Source organism: Shigella sp. SIG6 (genome assembly GCF_053555815.1).
This window is the reverse complement of the sequence record NZ_JBQZXC010000046.1, coordinates 20,676-27,538: the sequence shown is the minus strand read 5'-3', so window position 1 is coordinate 27,538 and position 6,863 is coordinate 20,676. Positions and strand designations below refer to the sequence as shown.

6 protein-coding genes are annotated in these 6,863 nt (G+C 51.3%); 2 read left to right on the top strand and 4 right to left on the bottom strand.

Annotation, left to right across the window (positions count from 1 at the left end; genetic code table 11):
- Both ACUU1M_RS10150 and kgtP read left to right on the top strand, forming a co-directional pair.
- Positions 1-201 (top strand): hypothetical protein (locus ACUU1M_RS10150; protein ID WP_000618199.1); only part of this gene is annotated, 201 nt, incomplete at its 5' end.
- A 116-nt stretch (positions 202-317) separates the two neighbouring features.
- Positions 318-1,616: an alpha-ketoglutarate permease gene (gene kgtP, locus ACUU1M_RS10145; protein WP_000841100.1), complete on the top strand. Its 1,299-nt coding sequence runs from the start codon at positions 318-320 to the stop codon at positions 1,614-1,616.
- On the opposite strand, the gene ACUU1M_RS10140 is transcribed toward kgtP, so the two are convergent.
- The 4 genes from ACUU1M_RS10140 to tapT form a co-directional block, all read right to left on the bottom strand.
- The gene (locus ACUU1M_RS10140) at positions 1,613-1,936 is read right to left on the bottom strand and encodes a YfiM family lipoprotein (protein ID WP_005105704.1); all 324 of its coding nucleotides are present in this window, start codon (positions 1,934-1,936) and stop codon (positions 1,613-1,615) included. The two genes, kgtP and ACUU1M_RS10140, sit on opposite strands and share 4 nt — an antisense overlap.
- A 45-nt stretch (positions 1,937-1,981) precedes the next feature.
- Positions 1,982-3,337 (bottom strand): CDP-diacylglycerol--serine O-phosphatidyltransferase, encoded by a 1,356-nt coding sequence (gene pssA / locus ACUU1M_RS10135; RefSeq protein WP_005076403.1) that lies wholly within the window; start codon positions 3,335-3,337, stop codon positions 1,982-1,984.
- A gap of 113 nt (positions 3,338-3,450) precedes the next feature.
- Entirely contained in the window at positions 3,451-6,111 is a 2,661-nt protein-coding gene (gene patZ, locus ACUU1M_RS10130; RefSeq protein WP_152028940.1) for a peptidyl-lysine N-acetyltransferase PatZ, read from the bottom strand.
- A 31-nt stretch (positions 6,112-6,142) separates the two neighbouring features.
- Entirely contained in the window at positions 6,143-6,841 is a 699-nt protein-coding gene (gene tapT, locus ACUU1M_RS10125; RefSeq protein WP_001343689.1) for a tRNA-uridine aminocarboxypropyltransferase, read from the bottom strand.
- Positions 6,842-6,863 lie beyond the last annotated feature (22 nt).

Below are 6,863 nucleotides of genomic sequence, written 5' to 3'. Positions count from 1 at the left end.
AAGCGAAAGGCCATCCGTCAGGATGGCCTTTTTGCATTGGCGCAGAAAAAAATGCCTGATGCGACGCTGCGCGTCTTATACTCCCACATATGCCAGATTCAGCAACGGATGCGGTTTCCCCAACTTGCCTACTTCCATACGTGTCCTCCTTACCAGAAATTTATCCTTAAGCTCCTCAATAACCATTTTCCTGCTAACTAAATTCATGGTTTAGGTTGCATAATGATACGCAACAAATGTATAACATTTTCTTTACCAAAAGAAATAAACAAAAGCGACCAACAAAAGCATCGGATTACGGCAGGAGACATAATGGCATGGCTGAAAGTACTGTAACGGCAGACAGCAAACTGACAAGTAGTGATACTCGTCGCCGCATTTGGGCGATTGTGGGGGCCTCTTCAGGTAATCTGGTCGAGTGGTTCGATTTCTATGTCTACTCGTTCTGTTCACTCTACTTCGCCCACATTTTCTTCCCTTCCGGGAACACGACGACTCAACTACTACAAACAGCAGGTGTTTTTGCTGCGGGATTCCTGATGCGCCCAATAGGCGGTTGGCTATTTGGCCGCATAGCCGATAAACATGGTCGCAAAAAATCGATGCTGTTATCGGTGTGTATGATGTGTTTCGGATCGCTGGTTATCGCCTGCCTCCCAGGTTATGAAACTATAGGTACGTGGGCTCCGGCATTATTGCTTCTCGCTCGTTTATTTCAGGGATTATCCGTTGGCGGAGAATATGGCACCAGCGCCACCTATATGAGTGAAGTTGCCGTTGAAGGGCGCAAAGGTTTTTACGCATCATTTCAGTATGTGACGTTGATCGGCGGACAACTGCTAGCCCTACTGGTTGTCGTGGTTTTACAACACACCATGGAAGACGCTGCACTCAGAGAGTGGGGATGGCGTATTCCTTTCGCGTTAGGAGCTGTGTTAGCTGTTGTGGCGTTGTGGTTACGTCGTCAATTAGATGAAACTTCGCAACAAGAAACGCGCGCTTTAAAAGAAGCTGGATCTCTGAAAGGATTATGGCACAATCGCCGTGCATTCATCATGGTTCTCGGTTTTACCGCTGCGGGCTCCCTTTGTTTCTATACCTTCACCACTTATATGCAGAAGTATCTGGTAAATACTGCGGGAATGCATGCCAACGTGGCGAGTGGCATTATGACTGCCGCATTGTTTGTATTCATGCTTATTCAACCACTCATTGGCGCGCTGTCGGATAAGATTGGTCGCCGTACCTCAATGTTATGTTTCGGTTCGCTGGCAGCCATTTTTACCGTTCCTATTCTCTCAGCATTGCAAAACGTTTCCTCGCCTTATGCCGCTTTTGGTCTGGTGATGTGTGCCCTGCTGATAGTGAGTTTTTATACATCAATCAGTGGAATACTGAAGGCTGAGATGTTCCCGGCACAGGTTCGCGCATTAGGCGTTGGTCTGTCATATGCGGTCGCTAATGCTATATTTGGTGGTTCGGCGGAGTACGTAGCGTTGTCGCTGAAATCAATAGGAATGGAAACAGCCTTCTTCTGGTATGTGACCTTGATGGCCGTGGTGGCGTTTCTGGTTTCTTTGATGCTACATCGCAAAGGGAAGGGGATGCGTCTTTAGTGACGGGTCAGTTGCCAGACGGTATAGCCGGTGCTTGCACCGGCGACATCCCAGGCCAAATCCTTCCAGCTCCAGCCGCTCCCTTCGGGGCGGCTATCCCAAAGCTCTTTTGACGCCCCCAAACTGACAGAGAACATCAATCCAAACATGGCACTGCGATCCCGGCTCATCCCCTGATGCTGTGAATATTCATTTCCGGCGGCGGAAAGTATCGCCGAGGCGATAAAGTGTTGAGCTTTATCCTGCCCGCTCCAGCTATCGTTAGCCATATGGCTGCATCCAGAAAGTAACAATAGCGAACAGACAAAAAGAATACGCAAAACGTGGCCTCCAAAAAACAAACCCCGTACAGGACGGGGTTGTGATTACAGGATGCGGCTAATTAATCGGTCGATGCGGATACGGCGCAAACGGCGGATGAGTTTACGAACCTTCACCGGATAATCGGCAATACTTTGCAGATCGCGATAGTGCTTAACGATGGTGGTACGCTCGCGGATCAGCTCCAGTTCTTTCTCTCGCTGCGGCGCAAGCTCCAGTTGTGGATCGTGGATCAAAATGGCGTTTTCCAGATCCAGACGCCAGGCGCGCGGGTTCAGGTTATTACCGGTGATCAACATCCACTTATCATCAACCCACATCCCTTTCAGGTGATAGGTGTTGTCGTCATCTTTCCATAACCGAACCACTAGCTGGTCAGTATTGACGTAATACTGCAAACGGCTCAGGAAACGACGCAGATTGATCTCATAGAGATAAGGCAATGCGCCAATTATCTTGAAAGGTTCATCTTCCGGAATGTAGAAGTCGTTCGCGGTTTTATCACCAACAATAATTTCGACCTTTTTCCCTTCGCGCAGCAACTGGATAATATTGCGCACAAGGATTGCTGGCAGGTTGAAGTATGGCGTACAGATGGTTAGTTTCTGCTCGGCACAAGGCATAAGATGGAAAATGGTCTTGTTCAACAGACTCGATTTCCCCAGCCCCACTAGCGGCGTTACGGAAAGCTGATCGTTGTCGGCATCGCCCTGGAAATGATAAGCGGCATCACGCAGCTCCTGGCGGAACAGACGAATATCGTTCTTGATTTCCGGGCTTTTTGGCCGATTAACATCATCCAGACGATTAACGCCGCGGCCATTCATAATATTCTGTGTAACCCATTCAAACATAATGTCTGACATCTTACGGTTACGGATCAGATGATAACGGTCGTAGCGATATTTATCGTGTTGATGCAGGTAAACATCGTTCAGGCTGGCACCGCTATAAAGTACGCTATCGTCGATGACAAAGCCTTTAAAGTGCAGAACACCAAGAGCTTCACGGGTATTGATTGGAACGCCATAAACCGGAACATCTACGCCCGGATTTTCCTGCGCCATGCGGCAGTACCAGTCAGCGTTAGTGTTAGATGCCGCAGCGCCAATGCGTCCACGTTGTGCACGATGCCAGTCGACCAGCACCCGCACATCCAGTTCCGGACGCTGCCTTTTAGCCTCATACAACGCGTTCAGAATGCCTTTGCCACCGTCATCCTGTTCGAGATACAGGGCGACAATGCAAATGCGTTGCTTCGCGCTGGCTATTTTTTCCAGCAGCGTCTCCCGGAAGTCGGCGGGAGCGTAAAAGAAATCGACATCATCAACTGATTGAGAAATCTTGGGTAGTTGGGCAAGGTGTTGTTGATGTTTATTACGCTTAAATTTTGACAACATCACAGTGCATTTCTTCTCTGTTCATTGAAGGGTCCTCTGTGCAATGCAGACGACATAAGCGGGCAATAATAACACCAGTCCCGATTAAGTGGTCAACATTTCCAGTACCTTACTCATGATTCCTCGCGCCGGGCAAGATTTAGCGTAAGCCCAACGATCCCCTCTTCGAGCTGGATATCAACGTTAAACCCGAGCTTGCGGGCTAGCGCCACCATGCCACGATTGTTTGGCATCGTAATACCATTCAGACGTTGTAGTCCGTGATTTCGCGTATAGGTAATCAACTTTTCCATTAAGCGTCGACCTAAGCCTAACCCTTTGAGATCCGAGCGAACCAGTACAGCAAATTCGGCATCGATGTTATCAGGATCGGAAATCGCACGCGTGACGCCGAGGATCTCTTCCGTTTGATCAATACGTCGTACCGCTACAAACGCCATTTCCCGATCGTAGTCGATCTGTGTCATGTTGGCTAAATTTTCATGGGTAAATTCGTTGATCTCGCTAAAGTAGCGGTAATAAAGATCTTCTTTGGTGACTCGCGAAATGAATTGCTGAAGTTGTGGCTCATCTTCTGGCAAAATCGGGCGGAACAAGCAGCGTTCACCGTTTTTCAATTCTACCCATTCTTCCAGCTGATGCGGATAAGGGCGCACTGCCAGCCGACTCTCGTTATCGCCTTCAAACGGCGAGATATCCAGCGTGACATCCAGCGCGGTAAATTCACTGCCAGAAGCCAGCAAAGGATGAATATCCAGACGCTGAATTTCCGGGCAATCGACAATCAAGTTGGAAACCTGCACCAGAAGCTGGCTCAAGCCTGCAACATCCAATGGGCGTAGCGCACTGCGCGCACGAATCTTTTTACTTTTGATCCCCTGAATAACCAGATAGCGGGCCAGGTTCATGTTCAGCGGCGGCAGTGCGACGACGGCTTGATCTTCAGGACGCCACTCCACACCGCCTTCACCCAGCATGATCAACGGCCCGAAAACCGGATCGTGCTCAACCACAACCCGCAACTCCTGAGCGCCAGCACGGTTAGCCATACTTTGCACCAACAGGCCGTGGACCCGCGCCTGTGGCCAGGCCATTTTTACGCGATCGAAAATAGCGTTCGCCGCTTGCTGGACTTCATTGGCTGTACGCAGGTAAAGCATGACGCCCTGAACTTCCGATTTATGTGGAATATCCGGCGAACGCAATTTCAGCGCCACCGGATAACCAATCTGTTCGGCAATATGCACCGCTTCGGTGCTATCGCTGGCAATCCAGGTTGGGAGCGTGTTCATGCCATACGCTTGCAGGATGGGCTGAACTTCATGGGTATCGAGCGACGTAGCCCCTTCGGCAATCGCCTGTTGCAACAGAAGATGCGCTTCTGCGGTATTGGAAGTCAGATTGCTGGGCAACGCCGGCGTTTCGCGTAGTTGCTTCTGATTACGCCGGTACTCCACCATATGCATAAAAGCAGTGATGGTTCCTTCCGGGGTACGGTAGGTCGGCAGCCCGGCTTCGCTGAATAAACGTCGTGCCTCTTGCGAGGAGTGCTCGCCGCACCAGTTCGTCAGCAAAGAGACATATTTGCTGCGGGGATGATGCTTTACCGCTTCAATTAATACTTGCGCGCTTTCTGTTGCGGGAGCAGCGGCGCTGGGCGAATGAATAACCATCAGCGCATCAAAATCCTGGCTGTGGAGCAGAATGTCCAGCGTTTTGACATAATGCTCGCTGCTGGCGTCATCGCGCAGATCGAGCGGGTTAGAGACTGCCACATGTTCTGGCAATGCATCGCGCAATTTCTGGCAGGTTTCTTCGCTTAGCGTTGCCAGCTTGCCATTGCGTGACCATAAGGCATCCAGCGCCAGCGCGGCAGGCGCAGCACCGTTGCTGATAATCATCAACCGGTCGCCACGCAGCGGGCGCATATGGCTAAGGGTTTCCACCGCCGAAAACAGTTCGTGGGTATCCTGTACCCGCAACAAACCGGCACGCTGAATAGCCGCATCCCATGCCGGGTCCATTCCTGCCGTGGTGTTGAGCAGTCGCTGTGCCGCCGGGCTACGTCCGCTTTTAATCACCAGAATCGGTTTATTACGCGAGGCACTACGGGCCGCCGAAACAAAGCGTCGCGCGTCGCTTAACTGTTCGAGATAGAGCAGGATGGCGCTGGTTTTACTGTCGCGCGCCAGATAGTCGAGCAATTCATCAACGTCGATATCCAGGCTGTCGCCGAGCGCAATAAAGTAGGAAAAGCCCATCTCACGCTGTTGCGCCCAGTCGAGGATGGTGTTGGAGACGGCAGCCGATTGCGAAATAAACGCCAGCTTGCCGCGTTTAATCGGCACAGGCGAAAAGCTGGCATTCAGACCTTGCCAGGGAGCCAGTAAACCCAGACTGTTTGGTCCAAGCAGGCGCATGTTATGGCGCAGGGCGCAGGCGCGGAGATCTTCGTGTTGCGATGCCGGGGCGGAAAGAATAATGCAGATTTTACAGCCTTTCTCGCCGAGCTCTTCCAGAAGAGCAAGATTACGGCTGGCATTGGTACATAAAACCGCAAGGTCGGGTGTAAAGGGCAAGCTGGCAATATCCGGCCAGGCCAACACACCCAACACCGCTTTCCAGGCTGGCGTCACCGGGAGTACCGGTCCGTTAAAGCCTCCCGCCAGCAGGTTACGCATCATCAGGTAACCTGCGCGATTGGGTTTCATCGACGCGCCAATTACCGCTATCGATTTTGGTCGCAGTAGTGCTTCCAGTCCTCGCTGACTCATACCGGTCTCCCGCAGAAGTGACCGAATGATTTTAAACGCTTTCTAACTGTTCTGCTGTGATGCTACCCAGATGTTGCGTTTTTCCTGCCAGATAGCGTGTTTTAAAGCGGGTAAAATGCTCGCCTAACCCTGCTGCCGCCCCGGTATCGCCGGCCATATCTAACAGTGCGATGGCTACCTCGGCAGTACAATATTGGCCTGCAGCCTGGGCTTCACGCAGGCGATAGGCAGAAAGCCGGGAAAGATCGACGGAAATGACGGGAAGATTATCCAGATACGGACTTTTACGAAACATCTTGCGAGCTTCCGGCCAGGTACCATCGAGCATGATAAACAGCGGTGGCTTACCGGCAGGTGGTGTGAAGATCACTTCCCGTTGCTCATCAGCATACGAGGCGGGAAAGACCACCATTGGCTGATAATCCGGGTTTTGTACCAGATCCAGCAAATCCTGCGAGGGTTCGGTACGCGACCATTGAAACGCAACGGTATCAGGCAAAATATCAGCAATCAGACGCCCGGTATTACTGGGCTTCATTGGCTCGGTGTCGAACATCAGCAAACAGAAGCGACTTTTTGCTTGTGCTGGGGTAATTGTCGAACAGAGACATAATTTCTCTGGCAAAAGACAGCGTTGGCAGCGACGAACGCGATTACCGCGGGCAAGAAAAGGACGTGTTGCGCGCGCAATACGCTCGGCGCGTAACTGGAGAACAGCGTTTTCGGTCATAAGAGAGCGTCGAAAAAACGCC

Excerpts from the sequence above, each read along its gene's own strand:
- pssA (WP_005076403.1), bottom strand. The coding sequence starts at position 3,337 with ATGTTGTCAAAATTTAAGCGTAATAAACATCAACAACACCTTGCCCAA.
- patZ (WP_152028940.1), bottom strand. The coding sequence starts at position 6,111 with ATGAGTCAGCGAGGACTGGAAGCACTACTGCGACCAAAATCGATAGCG.
- tapT (WP_001343689.1), bottom strand. The coding sequence starts at position 6,841 with ATGACCGAAAACGCTGTTCTCCAGTTACGCGCCGAGCGTATTGCGCGC.
- kgtP (WP_000841100.1), top strand. The coding sequence starts at position 318 with ATGGCTGAAAGTACTGTAACGGCAGACAGCAAACTGACAAGTAGTGAT.